This is a genomic window from Acinetobacter sp. ANC 3929 (assembly GCF_000369405.1).
Classification (GTDB): Bacteria; Pseudomonadota; Gammaproteobacteria; order Pseudomonadales; family Moraxellaceae; genus Acinetobacter.
Window position 1 is genome coordinate 245,596 of record NZ_KB850000.1, and the last position, 22,491, is coordinate 268,086.

Genomic DNA, 22,491 nt, shown 5'->3' on the forward strand with positions numbered 1-22,491 from the left:
AAAAACCGAGCTATTTTAGCTCGGTTGTAGAATAAGTGTACAGTTTTGGATTATCTGCCTGCAAAATCAAATATGCCATTCAAGGTAATGCTATTGTTAACTTCATTTGTAGGATTGTTTTTAGAGGTCAGCGTTGTATTTTTAAAAATGATTTTGTTCTTGTCTACGTCGTAGCTAAGCCCTATACATGCTTGAGTGTAACCGCAACTATATTCATATTCAGAATGATCTAATAACAGGCCAGTTGTAGGGTTTTTACCTATTCTGGTATCTCTAAAATCAATTTTCTCAATTCTGTTGTTACGGATTTTGACTTGTAAAGCATTATTTCCAAACTGCTGTCTATCATGGTTTGTTACGTCAAAATATAGTGCAGGTTGAACAAAAGAAAAGCTATTTTCATTTTTAAGAATTGGTGTGATCTGAAGTTGTGTGGTTGGTATGTTGACGGTTACTGAACCATCGAGTTGTATATGTGTCGTAGGACATTCTTGCTGAAATGGGGAGCTAGGCAAGACTGGTGTTGCATCATTTTTATTATTATAAATTGCTTGATCAAATGTTAAGGTAATATTGTCTGTATTTTTTGACAGTTGAATCGTAGATATATCTTCAATAGGGAGTGTGGATGTAATCGTGTTACAGAATCTAGGAAAACCAAATAATGTTTCAGTTGACAGTAGTGAGTATTGAACAATGCTATTTTCAATACCAGTGCTAAACTGAGCTAATTTTAAACTGCTGTTTATGCCATTAATTGCATGGGTGCCGAATAAGATAGTTTTAGTTTTGGGATCATAAACAACTCCCATTAAAGAGACTGGCTGTTGATTGGAAAGTAGATTAGACTGACTGGTTTTTCTGATACTGTTAAAAGTTTGTGGTGGATTAGATAATGAACCTGACAGTTGCCCATTCAATGTTATGTAGCTTTTTTCGATAGAAACCTGATTATTTAGGTTGTCTGTTGGTGTGAGACTGACACTTGGTATGTTTGAGAGTTTTGTATCATCAAAATTAATTTTGCTAAAACCTGTCTTTTCATCAAAAGTAAGCTCAATACCCTTACATGGTTGAAAGAGAAGAGAGCTTGAACATGATAAGATATTACTCTTTGGTAAGCTAAAAACATCAGTTTTTAAATAACTTTCCCCAATGGAGATATCCAGCACTTTTTTTAAAATCGGGTCATAATTGACATGTAATGTTTTGTTTATATCATTTTTATCAAGATTATAGCTCAAAATAATTGAGGTACTTCCTTTGTCAAAATGATGCGTAACTGAATAAGCATTTACCTCATCGTTCTGATTACTACTTCTATTTGAAATTTGAATGATCGGGTCGGCATCTTTTTGCAAGCTTAATGTACTTTGAAACTCGGTGCTAAAGGGTGCTAAGACAATGGTAGTGTCTTCTGTAGTTTTATGATCATCTCCACCCCCACAAGCTGAAATCATAAGTGCTGTGGTTAAAATGGTAATACAAGGTTTAATCTTTAACATTTTTAGTTTTCTACATCGATTATTTTAGAAGAGAATAATATCTATTAATAATGTTCTTTCAAAGTGTTTTAAATAATATTTGTAATAAAGGCCTAATCAAAATGATTAGACTAAATAGTGGCATTTTCAATATGATATTTTATAAAGCTACCTCAATTCCTTGCCTTAAATTCTGTTGATCAAATTAGGTATTGGTATCAATTTGAGCATATGCTTTGGGCAATAAACGACGTGCTACATGATTTACTCTTTTTTCCAACCACTTTGGCATGAACTTTTCAATGATTCCAAATACCATAGGACAGGCCTGCAGTTGAGAAACGGGCAGCCAGTAGAGAATTGTAAATGCAGCAGCCAAGCAGATTAATACTGATTTTTTATTATATATTTCAGATTTTTTAAACATGGGCTCCGCATAACCTTTGTCTCGTGATCAGAAATATTCAAGATATGAATATTAATGATTTGATTGAGCAAAAGCGAATTTTATCGGCGGGGTGTATTATGTTTTAAGTCTGGTCGTTCATCGGCTTGTGCCAAGATCAATGCTTTAATTTTAGTAGCTTTTTCAAAATGGTTGAGTTGATGCTGCATAATCCACCAGTGTGCAGCTTCCATCAGGCGTTCAGGATCATCATTTTTATTGGCAAAGAAAGCATAAAATGAAAGTCCTACGTTATCGCCATTTTTGGCAATTTTTTCATCGCAGACTTGTATGATCTTCGCTTTTAGTCCAGTTCTCATTTTATTCGGAGCATCGGTGGATCAATTGCTGGGATCATAACATGCTCAGTTAAAGTATTGTCATTATTCAGTTTTAGCTTATCTTGCATCGCTTTGGGCATCTAAAATATCAAAGCCAACGAGTAAATCGCTGGCTTTGATTGGTTAAATGATTTGCTGTCAGGGACTGATTAAAACTTTTTCTCAAGATTAAACTGCAATGAAGGAATACTTTCATTGGTTCTCGACTGATATAAGCTGCCATCTGTTTGGTTCGTCAGGCGTTCTTTATAGTGAGTACTCAAAAGATTGTTAAGGTTAAGACTTGCAGCCCAGCCATGTGCAAACCGTTTGGTTGCACTCAGGTCTAAACTAAAACGCTGATTGGTAGTTCGGTCATAAGGTTGGCCATCGAGGGCACGGGTATACTCTGGGGTATAACTGATATTGGCACTAGTTGAAAGTTGCCATGGTTTAAAACTATAAGATACGCCCGTACTGGCATTGTAAGGGGCAACATCACTTACTAAACGTTCATTATGCTGCCCATCTTCAATCTTGGCGTGAATCGTCGATACTTGTCCATTGAGCATAAATGAATGCCCGGCATCAGTTTGTTTTAAAGCATAGCGTCCTGAGAATTCAACACCATAGGTGGTCGCTTGATCTTGGTTTTGTGGTCGCACCACATAGCGGGTACCTTCCAGTGCAATGACTTTTTCGATGTAATCTTTAATTTCACGATGATAGGCAGCCAGGCTGACCCCACCGCTAGCAGAGTCATAGGCAAGGGTAGATTCAACCGCACGAATTTTTTCAGGTTTTAGATTTGGATTTCCACCACGATCTGGATTATTCAAACTTCCTGCATCACTGTCTGTGGAAACGGTGACGTTGGGAATCAGACGATCTGTATTTGGGCTTTTAAACGCTTGACTTAAATTGGTCTGAATCGACCACTGTTCTGTAAGATCAAAACGGTAGGCTAAAACTGGACTGAAATGTTGATCTTGATAATCAACTAAGCCTGAGCGGTTAAGCCATTCCTGACGCGCCCCTAACGTCACAGTTTGACGGTCAGTAAAGCGCCAGCTACCTTCGCCATATACAGCATAACGCTGCTCATCTAGGCTTTTGCTGACATTACTATCGAGTTCGTTACTGCGCGTATCAAAACCGAATTTAATCTGACGGTCTTTATCTAATTTTCGTACACCATCATAGGCAAGACCATACTCATTTACAGTTTCATCGGTATAAATTGTATTTTGAGGTGAGCGCGTCAGTTGTGTTTCAGTTTGATGTTCGACTGACAAACGGATTTTATCACTCAGGTCTTTGTCTTTGCGCTCATAACGAGTGTTTAATCGAATACTGTCGTTCTTGTCATCCTGAGTTTGATTCGATGAATAGCCATCCATTTTGACATTACGATAGAACAATTCTGCAATCAGTTTTTGTTGATCGTCCAAATCGTACTGCAAACGCGGTGAAAACATTTGCATGGTACGGTTGACAGTACGAAGTTGTTCACGTGTTCCGGTGGCTGTTTCTGTTTTGGTGATCGAAGTATTGTCCATCCACATCTGATTGGCTGAAACACTATATGACCATTGGTTTGCACGACCATCTGCTTGAATGTTAATCTGTTTACGTTCAGATTGTTGCTCCCCACTATCACGTAAACCATAGCCGAGTTTCACTGAGCCACTTAAACCTGTGTTTAGAGGCTCTTTTAAAATAATATTAATTACGGCTGAAGAAGCAACCGAAGCTTGTGCAACGCTAGGCTGCTTGATCACTTCGATACGTTCAATCATTTCAGGGCTAATGGTGTCAATAATTGACATGCCACCACGTGGGCCACCCTGTACAGGTTCGCCATTCACCAAGAAGGTTGGTGCGCCACCACCACGAAAGCGCATACCTGATGCACCGCCACCACCGCGAGGGCCTTGGCCAAAACTTGGAATTTGGAATCCAGCCGAACGTCGCAATGCATCCATGACGGATTGATCACCATACTGCAGCATTTCTTCTTGGGTAATGATAGTTTTAGGTACAGCACTAATGTCATCATCTTTTGCTTTTTGCGGTTCAGCTGAGGCCTTGAATGAAAGGGTGGGTAAAATTTGAGGACTTGACTCGGATACTGCAGGTGCAGAAGTCTCGGTTGGGGGCTCAGCAGCAAACATTGACGCACTTATACCGAGCAATGCTGAGCTAAGTACGCTCAGTTTTCCATAATAAACAGCATATTTCATTGTAGAGCCCCAAAAAATGATCAAATTATTTTCTGTGTAGCCTAATGTACAATTGTGTAGAAAAATGGAATTTAATGCCGATAACTCAAAGATTTTAAAAAATATTTTTATCGCTAAAAACTTTATAGGGAAAGTAGCTAAGAATTCTATATGAACAATAAAGCAGCTTTAAATTTTAAAAATAGTGTAAAAGTTGATGAAAATGAGAATGATTTTTATTAAAATTGTGATGTTTTTTTATTTTTAATATTTTTTTAATTTTTGTCTGAGTTTTTTTGAGAAATTTTATGAGTTTTGTACCTTTGAATATGGATTACAAGCCTATTTTTAAATTTAGCTTGTTAACCATGATGCTTCTACAAGCACAGTATGTATTTGCCAATGAAACAACTGCACCGACAGCAGTGATGCCAACCATCAAGATCGAAGCTATGGGCGAGCTTGATCCGATCAAAAGTTATATCGATTATGATCAGGCAAGTGTTACCCGTAATGGCCTTAAGAAAAAAGATATCCCACAGACGATCGATACCATTGATGTGCAGAAATATAAAATTTATGGCGCAAATGATTTAAGTGTGATGCTACAGGGCACACCTGGTGTCTCAACGAGTTATGACATGCGTGGAGATGGTATTAGTCTACGTGGATTTAATGCTGATACAGGTGATATTTACCGTGATGGTATTCGTGAAAGTGGTCAAGTTCGTCGAAGTACTGCAAATATTGAACGTATTGAAATCTTAAAAGGTCCTGCATCAGTTCTATATGGTCGTAGTTCGGGTGGTGGCGTAATCAATATGGTGAGTAAATTTGCCAATTTTGATTCAAAAAGTTCAGTGGGTATCTACGGTGGCTCTTATGATAACTACGGAACAACAGTAGATTTAAATCAAGTGCTTACAGATAATGTTGCCGTGCGTTTAACTGGTGAATATGGAGAATCTGATAGTTTCCGTTCAGGTATTGAAAATAAAATAGAGATGCTTTCGCCGAGTTTTACCTATAAAAATGATGATGGTTTGACGTGGACGTTGCAGTATACCTATGACAAATTGCACCGTGTACCTGATCGTGGTCCATCATTTACTTCACTTCCCAAAGGAATATCAATTAAAACTGGATTTGCTCAACAGGGTGATTATGTTAATGATGTTCTGCAAGTTGCACGTTCTGACTTGAACTATGAGTTTGCACCAAATTGGAATTTCCATTGGGCTGTGAGTTATCGTCAGACTGAACAAAATTTTGATCATTTTTATTTAGGTGGTCTTTGCGCTACAGAAGATACCAAGATTTCAAACGCTGGTACGTGTAAAGGGCATGTCGGTGATATTTCACAAATTTATTACTGGCAAAAAACTGATAATAAAACAACAAGTAATACCTTTGATATTCGTGGTGAATTCGATACTGGGCGCATAAAACACAATCTTTTGATAGGTGCAGATTGGACTTATGAGCAACGTGAACCTTTATTAGCGAACAAAAATAAAGATGGTTCTCCTATCTATGGTTATGTAAACCCTTTAACTGGTGAACGAACTAGCTCGAGAGGAACGGGGGATTTATTAATTAATACACATAACTATAACCAAGGTGAAGGTTATGGTTTATTTATCCAAGATCTCATCAGTTTTAATGATTATTTTAAAGTCATGCTAGGTGGTCGTTATGATTACTATGATACAACAACAACAAATCGACTTAAGGCAGCAGATGATATAAATCACAAACGTAGTATCGATGGTGAAAGCTTTAGCCCAAATATTGGCTTGGTGTGGCAACCAACAGAGCATCAGAGCATTTATGCATCATATAGTAAGAGTTTTGCACCCTTTGGTGGACGTGTTGGGTTAAGCGTTGTTTCTGCTGATACTAAATTAAATACTTTTGATGCAGAACCTCAATACAATGAGCAGTATGAAGTGGGGATCAAAAGTGATTGGTTGAATGATCGTTTAAATACACAGCTTTCTGTTTATGATATCCGTAAAAATAATATTCGCTATTTACCTGATGCTGAAAAGCCTGATGATTGGGCTGTTGCAGGTCAACATGAATCGAAAGGGGTAGAATTTAGTTTCATTGGTCGTGTGTTAGACAATCTCTTTATCCGTGGTGGTTATGGGTATACAGATGCCAAAGTGAAAAAAGATGTTAGAACACCTTCAAACGTTGGTAATCAATTAGCACTTAATTCAAAAAATACTGGTAATCTATTTGTTCGTTATCTACCAACAGAACAATTGTATGGTGAAGTTGGTGTGACTCACGTGGGTTCATACTATACAAATGTGAACAACCAAATTGCTGTTGATGGTTTTAACCGTGTTGATGCTGCAATTGGTTACAGTGCTAATCCTTGGAACGTTACATTAGCCGTTAATAATTTAACCAATAAAGAATACTGGCGTTCAGAGTCCATGCCAGGCACACCACGCAACTTCTTGGTGCGTTTGAACTACCAGTTCTAATCTAAATATTTGATTGTGACTTTAAGCACTTTTTCTTAGGGAAAAGTGCTTTTTATTTTTTAGATGCTGAAAATGAAGGATTTTTTTCGATTATAAATATTTGTTTTTTATCTATCTTATTGAATTATATAAAATGTCATTGCAAAAAAAACTGGAATATTCTAATATTTGATTGAGTGAAAATTAAGCAAAAAACTTATTAGAATAACTATATAATTGTGATGTAGTTATCATTTGTGATTTTAATATGCGTTTTTGTTCTCCTTTTCAGTCTTTTTTGTTAGCATTAAAGAAAACTTTATAATAGAGATAATAATAATGAAGATTAAAATTGCGATCGTCTTGGCTTTCTCTATATTTATTTTGGGTTATGTAGCTTATGTTGATGCCCAAGCAAAGAAACGTCAAGAGTTGATGAAGATTGTTCAAGATGCTGAAAATAGTCTGAACACGATACAACACAATCCGCATACGCATTTATCCTCCTATCAGCGCAGTAACTAGTTTCTAGGGCTGTAATGCAGGCGTTATTGCTTCAATCATCCGAGATTGAGCATCAAATGCGCTTTTTTTGTGTTGTGGTACTCAAGTTTTGAATAGAATCTGTTAAAATATTTACCATTAAATAAAAAGCTGCATGTTGATATGCGGCTTTTTACGTTTTGATATCGGAATCGAATTTATACATATCCTCTGTATAGCAAGGACAAATCTGGCATATAGATTGCTTTTAGCCTTGTATACCTTTTTGTGTACATTCAAAAAAGATTGCAAACACAAACGTATAGATTTCACATTCTACGATCTTAGATTTCAACAGGTGCTATGTTATGACAACGCCTAATGCTTCGGCTGGTTTGTTAGAACGCTTATTTAAGCTGAGCGAGAACAAAACCAACTTTAGAACAGAAGTTCTAGCAGGTGTAACCACATTTTTAACGATGTGTTACATCATCATTGTAAACCCACTCATTCTCTCTGAAACTGGCATGGATCATGGTGCTGTTTTTGTTGCAACCTGTTTGGCTGCGGCAATTGGGTGTTTGGTCATGGGGATTATTGCGAACTATCCAATCGCACTTGCACCTGGTATGGGCTTAAATGCTTATTTCACCTATTCTGTCTGTTTGGGTATGGGCGTACCTTGGCAAACTGCACTCGCTGCAGTCTTTGTGTCAGGTTTGGTTTTCCTTGCAATTAGCTTCTTTAAAATTCGTGAAGCGATTGTCAATGCGATTCCAATGTCACTTAAATTTGCGATTGGCGGTGGTATTGGTTTATTCCTCGCATTAATTGCACTTAAAAATGCAGGCATTATTGTTGATAATCCAGCGACCTTGGTTGGTTTAGGGGATATCAAGCAACCAACGGTATTGTTGGCACTATTCGGCTTTTTAATGATTGTGGTTTTGCACCAATTTAAAGTTCGTGGTGCAATTATTCTCAGTATTCTTGTAGTGACTGCTATTGCAACTGCAATGGGCTTGAATGAATTTAAAGGCGTTGTTGGTCAAGTGCCTTCTTTAGCACCGACCTTTATGCAAATGGACTTTGAAGGTTTATTTACAGCCAGTATGGTTGGGGTCATTTTTGTCTTCTTTATTGTTGATCTATTTGATAGTACAGGGACATTGGTTGGTGTATCGCATCGTGCAGGCCTTTTGCAGGATGGTAAATTACCCCGTTTGAAGAAAGCATTATTTGCGGATTCAACGGCAATCGTTGCAGGTGCAGCATTAGGTACATCTTCAACCACGCCTTATATTGAATCAGCTTCAGGTGTTGCTGCTGGTGGTCGTACTGGTTTAACAGCAGTTGTGGTTGCTTTCTTGTTTATTGGCTGCTTGTTCTTAGCACCATTAGCTCAATCTGTTCCAGGTTTTGCTACAGCACCCGCATTGTTATTCATTGGGGTGTTGATGATTCAGGGGATCACCCATATTGATTGGGATGATATTACTGAAGCTGTTCCTGCATTTTTAACCATTGTGTTTATGCCATTTACCTACTCAATTGCAGATGGTATTGCGATGGGCTTTATCAGCTATGCATTAGTTAAATTACTGACAGGCAAAGCAAAGACAGTTCCTTATATGGTCTGGATTATTGCAGCCCTGTGGGTATTTAAGTTTGTTGCATTTGGTGGTTAAGCTAATTCTTTTATCATTTTCTTCTTGAGCTGTATGTGTTTACAGCTCATTGTGAAGAGAGCCTAAAAGGGCGTTATTTCGGTAACACCCTTTTTTCTTTAGACGTGGAGTTAATATGAATCAAGTCGAGCTGATTCGTGCTTTACCCAAAGCCGAATTGCATGTGCATATTGAAGGGACTTTTGAACCAGAACTGATGTTTGCAATTGCACAGCGTAATCAGATTCAGATTCCTTATCAATCGGTTGAAGAAGTCAAACAAGCCTATAACTTTCATAATCTTCAATCTTTTTTAGATATCTACTATGCAGGCGCGAATGTGCTTGTGCATGAGCAGGATTTTTATGACCTTGCTTGGGCTTATTTTGAGAAATGTGCCGAAGATCGTGTGGTACACACAGAAATGTTCTTTGATCCGCAAACACATACCGAACGTGGTGTTGAGTTTGCAACAGTACTTGCGGGTTTAAAACGTGCCTGTACGGATGCACAAACCAAGTTGGGCATTAGTTCTCAGTTAATTATGTGTTTCTTGCGTCATTTGAGCGAAGAAAAAGCATTTGAAACACTTGAGCAAGCTTTGCCATTTAAAGATGACATTATTGCAATTGGTTTGGATTCGAGTGAAGTTGGACATCCTCCTGCAAAATTTGAACGTGTATTTGCCAAAGCGCGTGAAGCAGGCTTTTTGATTGTTGCGCATGCAGGTGAAGAAGGCCCACCAGAATACATTTGGGAAGCTTTAGATTTATTAAAAGTAAATCGTATTGATCATGGTGTACGTTCTGAGGAAGACGAGCGTCTAATGGCGCGTTTAATCGCTGAGAAAATGCCATTAACGGTTTGTCCTTTGAGTAATTTAAAGCTTTGTGTGGTCAATGACATGGGCGAACACAATATTCGCCGTTTATTGCAAAAGGGTGTACATGTAACGGTCAATTCAGATGATCCTTCATATTTCGGTGGATATATGAATGATAACTTTGTTGCGATTCAGCAAGCTTTGGATTTAAGCAATGATGAATTAAAGCAATTGGCAATTAACTCTTTTGAAGCTTCATTTATTTCTGATGAAGAAAAGCAAAAGTGGATTGCAGAAGTGAACAGTATCTAAATTAAAAAAAACCGCATAAAGCGGTTTTTTTTATGCCTTAAGGTTTATTTTGGCTGACGCAACATGCTCAGTAAGACATTATCTTTATCAATCAGATGGTGTTTGATTGCAGCCAAAGCATGTCCAGCTACCAATAGACCAGCAAACCAAGAAAGATAAATGTGTAAGGGTTTAACAATTGCCAGTAATTCAGGATTGTCTTGGACCAAGCGTGGAATTTCGAATAAGTATAAAACTGGAGCAGGATGTCCAGCACTCCAACTGAATAAACAGCCTGTAATTGGCAGTGCGAGCAGCATTAAATAAAGGAATAAATGTCCAACATGTGCCAACATTTTCATTGTTGGTGACATCGTATTGGGTAATTCCGGTGCAGGGTGGGTGTAGCGCCAAAAAATGCGGATCACGACTAAGAAAATAATGGTGGTGGCTATATTTTTATGTAGGGTAATGACGGTTCCTTTGAAGCTTCCATCAGTTTCGTAACTGAGGAAATTACCGCTATAAAAGCCGATAAGCCAAGCAATGATAAAAATAGCAGCCATGAGCCAATGTAAAACTTGCGCAGTGCGTGTGTAATATTGTGCTGAGGTTGGCATCGCAACATCCTAGCTGTGATATGAGTTATTTGAGTTTAAATAGCACTTTTTCCTGCTCATACAGTGTAAATGTAACAGAGCGTTTTACTGATAGAACGTTCACCGCTCTATAAATCATTTATTATTGTTTAATTATGTAAAGATAAGGCTGAGTCATATCTTAAAAGGCGTCATTTAGGCACAATACGCCTGCCAAAATTTAGATACAGGATAGAAGTTATGAAAAAGTTGGTATTTGTTGTTGCCCCTGTTGTTTTAGCTTTAACCGGTTGTGTTACCCCAGATGGAAATAACTCGATGGGTACGACTTCACAGCAGTTAGGCATGGCAGCATTAAAAGTTGCTGTAAATGCAAAATGTATTAATGAAATTAATACGCTGCCAGCATGGAAAACAGCGACACGTGTAATGACAGCTGAACAGCGTGAAAATATCCAAACTGAAGTTTGTGGTTGTGTCAGTGAAAAAGCGCCAAACAGCGTTACAGCAGTTGAATTAGCAACAGCTGCCATTGATCCAACAGCACGTGCGACGATTGTAACTCAAGTGGTTTCTCAAACTGTAAATGCATGTGTAGCTGAAACGTTCAAGAAAGTGGGTTAATAAGGTAGGGCTAAGTCATCAGCCTTTAGAGATTTTATATGAGAGTTGCTGGTGTAGATGAGGCAGGGCGAGGACCTTTAGTAGGTTCCGTTGTTGCCGCTGCAGTTATTTTAGATCCAAATAATCCGATTGAGGGTTTAAATGATTCTAAAAAATTGACTGAAAAAAAACGGGAAAAACTGTTTTTAGAGATTCAGGAAAAAGCTTTGGCTTGGTCGATTGCCGAAGCAACACATGCTGAAATCGATGAGTTTAATATTTTACAAGCGACTTTCCTTGCGATGCGCCGTGCAGTTGAGGCATTGAACACTCAGCCTGCCAAAGTGATTGTGGATGGTAATCAGATTCCAAAGGGGATCACCATTCCTTGTGAAGCAATTGTTGGTGGTGATGCCAGCCATGCAGAGATTAGTGCTGCCAGTATTTTGGCGAAAGTCACACGTGATCGACAGATGTATGAGTTGGACCAGCAATACCCAGACTATGGTTTTGCCAAACATAAGGGATATCCAACTAAAGCACATTTTGAGGCGATTTCGGCCCATGGTGTGATTGACCAACACCGTCGTAGCTATGGACCTGTAAAGAAGGCTTTAGGCCTATAAAAACAATTAAAGCGACTAAGAATAGTCGCTTTAATTTTTGGAGAAGAACACTGGTATTAACGATTGAAGTTATTATTTCGAGGAAAATCGTTATTATCTTCTTCAAAAGAATGTTGAAAATCTTGATCAAGATGTTGCAGATGCTCATGCATGGCACGTTCATGTTGGATACGTTGGTAAATTTCCTCACGATGCACAGAAACTTCTTTTGGAGCATTTACACCAATACGCACCTGATTGCCTTTTACGCCAAGCACAGTAACACTGACTTGATCCCCAATCATTAATGTTTCTCCGACACGACGGGTCAGAATCAGCATGTTTATCTCCTTGCTAAACGCTTAAACTTGCGACAGGGAATTCATTGTTCGAAAGCACAGCTTAATATACAGAAAATTCTAACAGAAATATGTAAAAAACATTTTTTTTCGTAAGTTCTGTGAGAATCATCTTTACAACCTCAAGGCCTAATATAACAGAGCCACTATAAAAAAAACTATAGTGGCTCTGTTTTTTTTCTTATTTACTTGCGAGTAAATATGTTTAAGCAGCTATTAATTAAGCACGTACACTGCTTTCGCCATGTTCACGATCTAAACCAAAAGCTGTATGTAAACAACGAACTGCTAGCTCTAGGTAATTTTCTTCAATGATCACGGAAATCTTAATTTCTGATGTAGAAATCATGAGAATATTAATGCTTTCTTCAGCCAATGCGGTAAACATTTTGCTTGCTACACCAGCATGAGAACGCATACCTACACCAACGATAGACACTTTTACGATGTCATCACGTGTAACAACTTCACAACCTTCGATACTGTTGGCAGTTTGATCTAAAATTGCTTTTGCTTTTGCTAAGTCATTACGATTTACAGTAAAAGTAAAATCAGTTGTGCCATCTTCTTCAACATTTTGGATTATCATATCCACTTCAATGTTTGCATCACTGATTGGTGACAAGATTTTAGAGGCAATACCCGGTTCGTCAGGAACACCCAAAATTGTTAATTTTGCTTCGTCACGGTTAAATGCAATACCTGCGATGATTGGTTGTTCCATGTCGTCTTCTGCCTCAGTCGTAATTAGTGTGCCTACGTTTTGTTTGAAATCTTCATCAAATGCGCCATCGTCATCATTATCAAAACTTGATAACACGCGTAACGGAACTTGATATTTGCCTGCGAATTCAACAGAGCGAATTTGTAAAACTTTTGAACCTAAAGATGCCATTTCAAGCATTTCTTCAAAAGAAATACGATCAATTTTCTTCGCTTTTGGTGCAACACGCGGGTCAGTGGTGTAAACACCATCAACATCGGTATAAATTTGGCATTCATCCGCTTTTAATGCTGCTGCAAGTGCAACACCAGATGTATCAGAACCGCCACGACCTAGAGTTGTGATATTGCCATTGGCATCAAAACCTTGGAAACCAGCAACAACAATGACACGACCAGCATCTAAATCATTGCTCATCACATCTGTATCAATCGATTCGATACGTGCTTTGGTGAAAGCGCTGTCCGTTTTAATACCAACTTGACGACCTGTATATGATTTAGCTTCTACACCAATTGAATTCAGTGCCATCGCTAACATGGAAATCGTTACTTGTTCACCCGTTGACACCATTTGATCTAATTCACGTGGGTCAGGGGTGCTGGTAATGGCTTTGGCAAGCGCAAGTAAGCGGTTGGTTTCACCACTCATTGCTGATACAACCACGACCACCTTGTGACCATGATCATGCCAACGCTTGACACGATGAGCAACATTTAAAATGCGCTCAGGAGTACCCATAGAGGTACCGCCATATTTTTGAACGATTAATGCCATAGTTGTTCCATATAAGCCATGACCCTGAGAGGCATCAGGGTCAGTTACACAAAAGTGAAGTTTTTATTATTGCTCAAGCCAAGCAGGTAATGTTGCGATGACTTGATCAAACTTCTCGTTAAGTGGCGCGCCACCTTGTGCTAAGTCAGGTTTACCACCACCTTTACCACCAAGCTCTTGAGCTAAATGTTTGATGATGTCACCTGCTTTTAGAGTTGCAGCGTATTGTTTAGCGACAGAAGCGATTAAACTTACTTTATCACCTTCAACACCAGCTAAAATAATGACTGCATCTTCTAATTTTGATTTTACGCTGTCATGAAGATTGCGTAATGATTTGGCATCTAAACCTTTTACTGATGTGATAAGCGTTTGACGGCCAGCAATTTCTTTCACTTGATCTAAAAGTTCAGCTGCTTGGAAGCTAGCTAACTTTTGATTCAGTTGTTCGATTTGCTTTTGTAGGCTAGAAGCAGTTTCAACAATTGCTTCAACTTTATCTACAGTTTGGTCTTTTTGCGCTTTCAACAAACCGTTAATGATTTGGATATCGGTTTCTGCTTTTTGAACCACTTCAAGCGCTTTAGTGCCAGTTACGGCTTCAATACGACGAACGCCCGCAGCGACACCACCTTCAGAAGTGATTTTGAACAAGCCAATATCACCCGTGCGCTTAACGTGAATACCGCCACAAAGTTCGATAGAGAAGTTTTTCTCTTCAATCACAGACCCCATAGACAGTACGCGAACTTCTTCACCGTACTTTTCGCCGAACAGCATCATTGCGCCTTTGGCTTTTGCAGATTCAATATCCAGCAATTCAGTCGTTACAGGGCTGTTGGCAATCACTTCAGCATTGACTAAACGCTCAATCTGTTGCAACTGTTCAAATGGAACAGGTTGGTCATTGGCAAAGTCGAAACGTAAAATATCACTCGCAACCAAAGAACCTTTCTGTTGAACATGTTCACCAAGAATTTGGCGCAAAGCAGCATGTAGAAGGTGAGTGGCAGAGTGATTACGTGCGGTTGCTGCACGAATATCTGCTTTAACGGTTGCTTCAACATTTTGAGTCGCCTTCAGACTACCCATGGTCACGATACCTTGATGGACAAAAGCACCACCAGATTTTTTAGTATCTTGAACTTCGAAGATACCTGTATCGTTTTTGAAGATACCTGTATCACCGATTTGGCCACCGCTTTCCGCGTAGAAAGGGGTTTGGTTCAATACGATAAGGGCTTCATCACCTTCATTGATTTCATCAACTTGAACGCCATCTTTATAGATCGCAACAATTTGACCCTGACCTTGAGTTGCGTCATAGCCATCGAATTGAGTTTCACCTTCAACTTTTACGATGCTGTTATAGTCAACTGCAAACTTACCTGCATCACGTGCACGCTGACGTTGTGCTGCCATTTCAACTTCAAAACCAGCTTCGTCAATCGTAAGATCACGTTCACGCGCGATGTCAGCAGTTAAATCTGTTGGGAAACCATAAGTATCATAAAGCTTAAATACAGTTTCACCAGGAATAACATTGCCTTTCAGTTGAGCCAATTCACCTTCAAGTAATTTCAGGCCTTGCTCAAGTGTTTTCGCAAATTGCTCTTCTTCTTTAAGTAGTTGCGCTTCAATGCGTGCTTGCTGTGCAGCAAGTTCAGGATAGGCTTCACCCATGACTTCAATCAGCGGTTGCAACATCTTGTAGAAGAACGAACCTGTTGCACCCAATTTGTTGCCGTGACGTACTGCACGACGAATGATACGACGCAACACATAGCCACGACCTTCATTTGAAGGGTTTACACCATCGGCAATCAAGAATGAACATGAACGTGCATGGTCTGCAATGACTTTTAAAGATGCAGGATATTCAACTGGTTTATTTTGAGCTTTCGCTTCAGCTTCAATTGCAGTGGTATCTAGACCAATAATTTCAGCTGCCGCTTTTAATAAGTGTTGGAACAGGTCAATTTCGTAGTTTGAATTAACATGTTGCAAAACAGCAGAAATACGCTCCAAGCCCATACCTGTATCAACAGAAGGTGCTGGAAGAGGGTGCATCACACCATCCGCAGTACGGTTGAACTGCATGAATACATTGTTCCAGATTTCGATGAAACGATCGCCATCTTCTTGTGGTGTACCTGGTAAACCACCCCAAATGTGATCGCCATGGTCAAAGAAAATTTCAGAACATGGACCACAAGGACCTGTATCACCCATTGCCCAGAAGTTATCTGATGCGTATTTTCCGCCTTTGTTATCGCCGATACGGATAATACGATCCGCATCTAAGCCAATTTCTTTATTCCAGATTTCAAATGCTTCATCATCGGTATGATAAACCGTTGCATATAAACGATCTTTTGGTAGTGCTAACCATTGTTCACTGGTTAAGAAATCCCAAGCGAATTTCAACGCATCGCGTTTGAAGTAATCACCAAAAGAGAAGTTACCCAACATTTCAAAGAAGGTGTGGTGACGTGCGGTATAACCGACGTTGTCGAGGTCGTTGTGCTTACCGCCTGCACGGACACATTTTTGTGATGAAACTGCGCGTACATAGTCGCGTTTTTCTAAACCTAAGAAACAATCTTTAAACTGGTTCATACCAGCATTGGTAAACAGCAAAGTTGGGTCGTTGGCAGGAACGAGAGAACTCGAAGCAACACGTGTATGGCCTTGCGATTCGAAATAACGCAAAAAGGCTTCACGGATTTCAGCTGATGTCATAAAGCGAGTACTCACAACCAAGACACTCCATAATTTTGAATTTGGCTATATGCAACAAAGTCCGTTGTTTTTGATGTTCTACAATCGAACCCATTGCGTGGCATAGATTTTAAAGGTGCTAAATTATAACGGAAAATACGCCCCTCACCAACGATTTTACAAGCAATATCATATAAAACTGTGTTTAAGCTAAAAATCTATATTCAACAACGCGCTTGATGTTTTACCATATAGCATAGAAAAGATGATGTTTTTATGAATAAGGACCCTACATGCAACGTATCGCTATCAATGGATTTGGTCGAATTGGTCGAAATGTATTACGTGCATGGTTTGAAAGTCCAAAACAGTTTCAATTTGAAATCGTTGCCATCAATGACATTGCCGATGTGCAAACTTTGGTGCATTTGTTCAAGTACGACACCACACATGGTCGTTTTGCAGGACAAGTTCAAATTCTGATTGAAAATGAACATATTTTTCTCAGTATTCAGTCTAATCAGCGTCAATTAAAGCTACAGGTTTTTAAGCAGGCTCAGCCTGAGTTATTGCCTTGGGCAGACTTAAACATAGATGTGGTGTTGGAATGTACGGGTTTATTCCGTTCACGTGCTGACGCAACTCGCCATGTTGAAGCAGGCGCGAAGCGTGTCATTATCGGTGCAGCGCCTTTTGATTCAGTTGATGCCGCCATTGTCTATGGCGTCAATCATGCTGAAGTAAAAGCCACAGATCAAATTATCTCCAGTGTGTCTTGTACGACTCAAGCTTTGGTTCCCTTGGTCAAAATTATTGATGATGCTTTTGGTATTGATACGGCATTAATGACAGAAATCCATGCAGTCACAGCAGATCAATCGGTATTAGATCATGCTCATCGGGATTTACGTCGTGCACGCGCGTCAGGTCAAAATATAATTCCAACCACATCGAGTGCCTTGGGTGCATTAAAACAGGTTATGCCAAAAATGGAGGATCGTATCGATGGTTATTCGATTCGCGTACCGACCATTAATGTGGCTGCGATTGATTTAAGTTTTGTTTCGCATTCACCCATTAGCGTGCACAAAGTGAATGAAGTTTTGAGTAAAGCAGCTCAGTTTGATTATGCACAGATTATGCAAGTGACGGATGAAGATCTCGTTTCAAGTGATTTTAATCATTCGCCATATTCATTGATCGTCGATTTAACACAAACCATGGTGGTGGGACATCAAGCGAAAGTATTTGCGTGGTATGATAATGAATGGGGATATGCAAATCGTTTACTGGATTTGTGTGAATCATTTTGTGATTAATTGTTTAATAAAATATAAAAAATAATGTGGAGTAATAGTTAATGTTGATTTGGGGATTTATTGCTGTTTTATTGGCGGCGGTTGTGTTTTTGTTCTGGTTGCAGTTTAAAAATGTAGAAGTACAAAACCAAGATGTTCAAGTTATGCAACTTGAGGAAAAAGTTGTGCATTTAGAACTGCATCTGAAAAAGAGTTTGGAAATCATGCAGGATTTAGCAAAAAAAATGCATGTGCAACAGGAAGTGCTTGATAGAACTGTGGCCAATATTGCGGCTTTAGAAAAGCAAAATGTTGAGTTGGTGAATGTGTTGGAGGTATTGATACAGACACCTAAAATTTTTAAAGATGATAGCTAAATTTAAAATTTGAATCTTGAGACTTAGTGTTGAATAGTAAGAATAAGCTCATTTGTAGGATTATGTGGAGCAGAGCCCAATGTAGAACTTAAATAGGTTCTATTTTATATAATATTAATAACAATAAGGGGGATTAAATTGATCAATATAAATGGGAAGACAAAGCTAATTGCTTTAATTGGTGATCCGATTGAAAAAGCTAAAACGCCAGAGTTGATGAATCAATTATTAGAAGAAAGAGGATTGCTGGGAGAATATATTGCAATTGGTTTTCACATATCCCCAGAACATTTAAAGGACGCAATAGAAGGCATCAAAAAAATTCATAACTTTGTTGGAGCAGTTGTGACCATGCCACACAAACAGCAGATTATTTCTTTAATTGATTCATGTGAAAGTGAAGTAAAGTTTATCGAAGCATGCAATCTAATCTACCGTCAGCCAGATGCAAGTTTGCATGGATATAACTTTGATGGAGTTGGTTTTGTAGCAGGTCTGAAAAGCAACGGATATGTATTGAAAAATAAGCGCTGCGTTTTGATGGGGGCTGGCGGAGCTGCTTCGGCAATTGCATATGCCTTATTGGCTGAAGAATGTTTGGAACTCAATATTTTGAATCGCTCTCATGAACGGGCAGAAAAATTAAAACATCATCTACTAGAGGCGAAATTTAAAAATATTACGATCAAAATTAATGAAAAAGTGGTTGAGCATTTTGATCTGCTTATTAATGCAACTCCGCTTGGTATGAATGAAACAGATCCATTGCCAACGACAGAAGATATAATTAAAAAAGCAAAAATGGTAGCTGAATGTGTTGTAACCGTTGAAAAAACAAAGTTATTAACGCTGGCTGAGCAACACACCCAAATACATTTAGGAAAAGCCATGCTTGAGGGCCAGCTTGGCTTAATGCTTGATTTATTTGTGAGAGGAAGACGTTGAAAAAAAAGATTTTAAAATTTATAAGGCGAAATGCATATTAGTCCAAATTTCCTGTGCATGGTCTTAACTATCGTGTTAGACTTAGAGAAATCGGGCGTACTCCCGATTTTTTTATGTGGTTGCTTTTTGTGTGGATGCTTCCACATTGAACAGATTTTAGGTTTGGAACATGGCCATTTCAGAGACATGGTTGCTCCCTGACGGGGTAGCAGATGTATTGCCAGAACAAGCGCAAGTTGTTGAAACATTGCGTCGAGAAGCTTTAGATTTCCTCGCAGTTCGAGGTTATCAATTGGTGTATACGCCATTTATTGAATACATCGAATCGCTCTCTCTACTTTCAGAATCTAATCAAGATTTAGATTTAGTCACTTTCAAAGTTATTGATCAACTATCTGGCCGTTTACTCGGTGTGCGTGCGGATATGACTCCGCAAGTTGCGCGTATAGATGCTCATGTTAGACCAATTGAAGGTGTGGCACGTTATTGCTATGCAGGTTCAGTCTTGCATACCAAACCACAGAATTTCAATGCAACTCGTGCGCCTTTACAGTTAGGTGCGGAGTTGTATGGTCATGATAGCATCGAAGCAGATGTTGAAATGATCAACGTCATGTTGGCGTTAATTGAGCATACCCATACTTTAGAGGGTGCGCATTTAGATTTAGGTCATGTTGGTTTATTCCGTAGTCTGGTTAAACGCGCGGGCTTAAATAAAAATACTGAAAGTGAACTTTCTGATTTATATCAGCGTAAAGCTTTCCCTGAGTTAGAAGAATTCACTCAAGATTTAGCGATGGGTGCGGATTTTTATGCTTTAGGTCGCTATGCAAGTGACTTGAATGCATTAGAAACGCATTTAAGCCAAGATATTCTAAATGATGCAGATTTCAAAAACGCATTAGATGCTTTGAAATCTACATTAGCACAAATCCAATCCCGTTGGTCGAATCTGAATATTGGGATAGATGTGGTTGAATTACGCAGCTATCACTATCACACAGGTTTGATGTATGCCATTTACGCACCGAATCGTGCGGCACCACTGGCTCAAGGTGGTCGTTATGATGGTATTGGTGAGCATTTTGGACGTGCGCGTCCAGCAACTGGATTTAGTTGCGACTTATATGCTTTAGGCGCGACACAGTTTGTAGAAATTGAAACTGTGGTTGCACCGAAAGGCAATGATCAAGATTTATTAAATGCAATTGCAGAGGTGCGTGGCAAAGGCTCACGTGTGGTGCAGTTGTTGGGTAATGATGATTTAAGCTCAGTGCCTTATGCGACCCATCAGTTGGTGTCTCAAAACGGGCAGTGGGTGATTGAAAAAATTTAATTGCCAAGTAATTTAAGACTTGGTTTCCAATTTTAACAGCATGATGTAATGAGGCTATTATGGGCAAAAATGTTGTGGTACTTGGTACCCAATGGGGTGACGAAGGAAAAGGTAAAATCGTCGACCTGCTCACAGATCAAGCAGCTGCGGTAGTTCGCTACCAAGGCGGACACAACGCAGGTCATACGCTTGTGGTAGGTGGTAAGAAGACTGTATTACACCTCATTCCATCAGGTATTTTACGTGAAAACGTATTGTGCTTAATCGGCAATGGTGTTGTTCTTTCTCCTGAAGCCTTGATTAAAGAAATGGCGATTTTGGAACAAGAAGGCGTACCTGTTAAAGAGCGTTTACGTATTTCTCCAAACTGTCCACTTATTTTGCCAAACCACATCGCGCTTGACCAAGCACGTGAGAAAAAGCGTGGTAACGCGAAAATTGGTACAACTGGTCGCGGTATTGGACCAGCTTACGAAGACAAAGTTGCACGTCGTGCTGTACGCGTAGCAGATTTGATTCGTGGCGGTGCTTTACTTGAAGAAAAACTTCAGGAAATGCTTGAGCTTCATAACTTCCAACTTACTCAATTCTATGGCGTTGAAGAAGTTAAGTTTGAAGACGTACTTGCACTTTGTGATGCATGGCGCGAAGTTCTTGCTCCATTAGTGATTGATGTAACGACTGTGTTACACAATTACCGCAAAGAAGGTAAGGCAATCATGTTCGAAGGTGCGCAAGGTTCATTGCTTGACATCGATCATGGTACTTATCCATTCGTAACGAGCTCAAATACCACTGCTGGTGGCGTAAGCTCTGGTTCTGGTATGGGTCCACTTCATTTGGACTATGTGTTGGGTATTACCAAAGCCTATACAACGCGTGTAGGTGCAGGGCCATTCCCAACTGAGTTGCATTATGATGCAGCAACAGATACAGGTGATGCAATTGGTCGTCATTTAGGTACAGTAGGCCATGAGTTCGGTGCATCTACTGGCCGTCAACGTCGTTGTGGTTGGTTCGATGCTGAGATTTTACGTCGTTCGGTTGACGTGAACTCATTATCTGGTATTTGCTTAACTAAGCTTGACGTATTAGATGGTTTAGAAGAAGTTAAAATCTGTGTGGGTTATGAAGATGTAGACTCAGGCTGTGCTGGTTCTTCTGATGCGATTTCATTCGAAAGCTTGAAACCAATTTATGAAACGATGCCTGGTTGGAGTGAGTCTACTGTCGGTTTGACTCAAATTGATCAACTTCCTGCAAATGCATTGGCGTATGTACGTCGTATTGAAACTTTAATTGGTTGCCCAATTGATATCGTTTCAACAGGTCCTGACCGTGCAGAAACTATTGTATTGCGTCATCCATTTTCAGCATAAGCTGAATCGGTGACAAAAAGCTCTCAAATTTGATTTGGGAGCTTTTTTTATGGCAGTTATTTATAAAAAGAGATGACAAATGACTTTAAAATTGATTGCTGAAGACTTTATCCAGCCAGACTGTATTGATAGCGTTTTACCGCTTTATCAAGAGCTTATTGAAAAAACTCGGACCGAAGCAGGATGTGTGGCCTATGATCTTTATCATGATCATAAACAAAAAGGACATTTTGTTTTTATTGAAGAGTGGGTTGATCGTTCAGCATTAGAGCGACATGTCCAGTCTGAGCATTTTCAGCGTTTAGTGTCTCAAATTGATCAGTATCAAACACAGGCTGGGCGTTTTACCCATTTGCATGGTTTCGAGACATTATGGCCAAATAAAGAAGATAAATAATTTAATTTACGATCACCAAACAGTAATAGCAAAAAAACAGCTTTTGATTCCAATCTTTGTTATTTCACAGTCTAAAAAATCCTCGTTATATTAGCCTTACGTTCAAACAAAGAGGGTGATAATGATGACGAAAAAGAGAATCCGCTACAATGGCTATGA

20 protein-coding genes are annotated in these 22,491 nt (G+C 39.2%); 12 read left to right on the plus strand and 8 right to left on the minus strand.

All coding sequences use genetic code 11. The features are described from left to right. Positions 1–50 precede the first annotated feature (50 nt). The 4 genes from F909_RS07305 to F909_RS07290 all read right to left on the minus strand — a co-directional run bounded on the left by F909_RS07305 (position 51) and on the right by F909_RS07290 (position 4,492). A complete protein-coding gene (locus F909_RS07305) occupies positions 51–1,505 on the minus strand; it encodes a hypothetical protein (protein WP_005151942.1) in 1,455 nt (484 codons plus the stop codon). Between the two features lie 184 nt (positions 1,506–1,689). Then, positions 1,690–1,911 (minus strand): hypothetical protein, encoded by a 222-nt coding sequence (locus F909_RS07300; RefSeq protein WP_005151944.1) that lies wholly within the window; start codon positions 1,909–1,911, stop codon positions 1,690–1,692. A gap of 80 nt (positions 1,912–1,991) precedes the next feature. Further along, positions 1,992–2,249, minus strand: coding sequence for a DUF6500 family protein (locus tag F909_RS07295; RefSeq protein WP_005151945.1), 258 nt, complete (start codon positions 2,247–2,249; stop codon positions 1,992–1,994). 170 nt (positions 2,250–2,419) lie between these two features. Continuing rightward, on the minus strand, positions 2,420–4,492 hold the full coding sequence (locus F909_RS07290) for a TonB-dependent receptor plug domain-containing protein (RefSeq protein WP_005151948.1): 2,073 nt from the start codon (positions 4,490–4,492) through the stop codon (positions 2,420–2,422). Positions 4,493–4,779: 287 nt separating this feature from the next. On the opposite strand from F909_RS07290, the gene F909_RS07285 reads away from it, so the two are divergent. The 4 genes from F909_RS07285 to F909_RS07270 all read left to right on the plus strand — a co-directional run bounded on the left by F909_RS07285 (position 4,780) and on the right by F909_RS07270 (position 10,233). Continuing rightward, on the plus strand, positions 4,780–6,969 hold the full coding sequence (locus tag F909_RS07285; RefSeq protein WP_005151950.1) for a TonB-dependent receptor: 2,190 nt from the start codon (positions 4,780–4,782) through the stop codon (positions 6,967–6,969). Between the two features lie 318 nt (positions 6,970–7,287). Further along, positions 7,288–7,473, plus strand: a complete 186-nt coding sequence (locus tag F909_RS07280; protein ID WP_005151956.1) for a hypothetical protein — start codon at positions 7,288–7,290, stop codon at positions 7,471–7,473. A 326-nt stretch (positions 7,474–7,799) separates the two neighbouring features. Then, entirely contained in the window at positions 7,800–9,119 is a 1,320-nt protein-coding gene (locus F909_RS07275; RefSeq protein WP_004805960.1) for an NCS2 family permease, read from the plus strand. A 115-nt stretch (positions 9,120–9,234) separates the two neighbouring features. After that, entirely contained in the window at positions 9,235–10,233 is a 999-nt protein-coding gene (locus tag F909_RS07270) for an adenosine deaminase (protein WP_005151959.1), read from the plus strand. 44 nt (positions 10,234–10,277) lie between these two features. On the opposite strand, the gene F909_RS07265 is transcribed toward F909_RS07270, so the two are convergent. Beyond that, the gene (locus F909_RS07265; RefSeq protein ID WP_005151961.1) at positions 10,278–10,832 is read right to left on the minus strand and encodes a cytochrome b; all 555 of its coding nucleotides are present in this window, start codon (positions 10,830–10,832) and stop codon (positions 10,278–10,280) included. Positions 10,833–11,051: 219 nt separating this feature from the next. Between F909_RS07265 and F909_RS07260 the strand changes: the two genes are divergently transcribed. Continuing rightward, positions 11,052–11,435: a hypothetical protein gene (locus F909_RS07260; RefSeq protein WP_005151963.1), complete on the plus strand. Its 384-nt coding sequence runs from the start codon at positions 11,052–11,054 to the stop codon at positions 11,433–11,435. A gap of 38 nt (positions 11,436–11,473) precedes the next feature. Continuing rightward, on the plus strand, positions 11,474–12,040 hold the full coding sequence (gene rnhB, locus F909_RS07255) for a ribonuclease HII (protein WP_005151966.1): 567 nt from the start codon (positions 11,474–11,476) through the stop codon (positions 12,038–12,040). 56 nt (positions 12,041–12,096) lie between these two features. Here the strand turns inward: rnhB and csrA are convergent, their stop codons facing one another. From csrA to alaS, 3 genes are all read right to left on the minus strand, one after another. After that, positions 12,097–12,360, minus strand: coding sequence for a carbon storage regulator CsrA (gene csrA / locus F909_RS07250; protein ID WP_005151969.1), 264 nt, complete (start codon positions 12,358–12,360; stop codon positions 12,097–12,099). A gap of 238 nt (positions 12,361–12,598) precedes the next feature. Then, positions 12,599–13,879 (minus strand): aspartate kinase, encoded by a 1,281-nt coding sequence (locus F909_RS07245; RefSeq protein WP_005151971.1) that lies wholly within the window; start codon positions 13,877–13,879, stop codon positions 12,599–12,601. 66 nt (positions 13,880–13,945) lie between these two features. Beyond that, a complete protein-coding gene (alaS, locus tag F909_RS07240) occupies positions 13,946–16,636 on the minus strand; it encodes an alanine--tRNA ligase (protein ID WP_171067318.1) in 2,691 nt (896 codons plus the stop codon). A gap of 257 nt (positions 16,637–16,893) precedes the next feature. Between alaS and F909_RS07235 the strand changes: the two genes are divergently transcribed. From F909_RS07235 to F909_RS07210, 6 genes are all read left to right on the plus strand, one after another. Then, complete coding sequence (locus tag F909_RS07235; RefSeq protein ID WP_005151978.1) at positions 16,894–17,919, plus strand: type I glyceraldehyde-3-phosphate dehydrogenase; 1,026 nt, start codon at positions 16,894–16,896, stop codon at positions 17,917–17,919. A gap of 41 nt (positions 17,920–17,960) precedes the next feature. Then, positions 17,961–18,275 carry a hypothetical protein gene (locus F909_RS07230; RefSeq protein WP_005151979.1) on the plus strand — a complete coding sequence of 105 codons (315 nt, stop codon included), beginning with the start codon at positions 17,961–17,963 and terminating at the stop codon, positions 18,273–18,275. 138 nt (positions 18,276–18,413) lie between these two features. Further along, on the plus strand, positions 18,414–19,220 hold the full coding sequence (locus F909_RS07225) for a shikimate dehydrogenase family protein (protein ID WP_005151981.1): 807 nt from the start codon (positions 18,414–18,416) through the stop codon (positions 19,218–19,220). Positions 19,221–19,389: 169 nt separating this feature from the next. Further along, a complete protein-coding gene (locus F909_RS07220) occupies positions 19,390–20,556 on the plus strand; it encodes an ATP phosphoribosyltransferase regulatory subunit (RefSeq protein WP_005151983.1) in 1,167 nt (388 codons plus the stop codon). A 59-nt stretch (positions 20,557–20,615) separates the two neighbouring features. Then, positions 20,616–21,935 carry an adenylosuccinate synthase gene (locus F909_RS07215; RefSeq protein ID WP_005151985.1) on the plus strand — a complete coding sequence of 440 codons (1,320 nt, stop codon included), beginning with the start codon at positions 20,616–20,618 and terminating at the stop codon, positions 21,933–21,935. 79 nt (positions 21,936–22,014) lie between these two features. Then, positions 22,015–22,332: a putative quinol monooxygenase gene (locus tag F909_RS07210; protein WP_005151987.1), complete on the plus strand. Its 318-nt coding sequence runs from the start codon at positions 22,015–22,017 to the stop codon at positions 22,330–22,332. Positions 22,333–22,491: the final 159 nt, after the last annotated feature.